1 protein-coding gene is annotated in these 1,169 nt (G+C 36.5%); it reads right to left on the reverse strand.

Annotated features, from left to right (window positions below; translation table 11 throughout):
* Positions 1 to 1,169: hypothetical protein (locus tag ACWIUO_RS13735; RefSeq protein WP_454178450.1), on the reverse strand; the 1,169-nt coding region annotated here is incomplete at both ends.

The raw sequence follows: 1,169 nt of genomic DNA on the forward strand, positions 1-1,169 counted from the left end.
TAGTTTGCTTTACTTTGGGGAGATTTACTTTTGGGGATTTTGCGTTTGATTTGGTGGGTTTTTGAGTGGGTTTTGGAGGCTCTTTAGATTTTGTAGTTTTTGGTGTGCTAGCTTTGTCTGCATTTTTAGATTTATTGTCCGCAGTGGTTTTTGGGGTTGTAGTGGGGGTAGATTTTGTTTTAGTTGCGTTAGCAGAGTTTGTAGGACTTAGATTTGCATTTTTTGCTTTGGTAGTAGAGGGGGGATTAGATTTTAGTGTTTTTCTCTCATTTTTGCCTTTTAGCTTTTGATACCTGCTAGATTTTCTTGTGTTAGAGGTTGCAATGTTTTCATTGTCAAATCCTTTGCCAAGCATATAGCCTAGTAGCACTCCTGCTTTGATTAGGTAGGATTTATCTAGCAGGGTTTTATCGACAAATACAGCCCCTATATCAGCATTGATATAAAACTTACTTCCTATGCCTTGTTTAAACACAAAGCTAGCAGAATACATTTGGTTATTAAAAAATGTCTTATTTGTATAGCTTGCATTATCACCTAGATTTACATTGATAGATTTTAGAGAATTTAGCGCGCCTCCTGCACTTCCTCTAAGCAAAAGGCTTGTTTTTTTGATTTTTATCCCTGTGTCTAAAGCGATATTGCCAAATCCTAAATGATTAGTAGGGATATACTTTCCTTTTAGTATAGCTGCATAGTATAGATTTACACTAGGATTTAGCACAAAAAATACATTGCCACTACTCCCTAGCGCAAAGTCAAACTCTTTTAATAATCCTATGCCTGCTATGATAGAATGTGTAGCAAACTTTGTGTCTAATGCCTTGCCAAAATCCATATAACTATAATAAAGCGCGCTTCGCAAATACAATCTATTTGCAACTCTTAGTTTAGATTTTGCGCCTATGTCAAAGCCATTAGTTGAGTTTTGGTTATAGTAGCGGAAAAAGCCTCCGTTGTTAAACGCACCCATTGAAAACTGATGAGATAAACCATAATCATAGCTCATATAAGTCCCATCATAATTGTTTAATATGTTATAAAGAATCATTGTATTGGTGGATTCTCTTACTATTTGTTCTTTTAGGGCTATGGCGTATCCATAGACAGCGTTTTGGATTTGTGTGGGGGTAGCGTCTGCAGGGATATTGACATTGCCCCCTGTGTTG

It is taken from the genome of Helicobacter sp. T3_23-1056, from assembly GCF_053654535.1.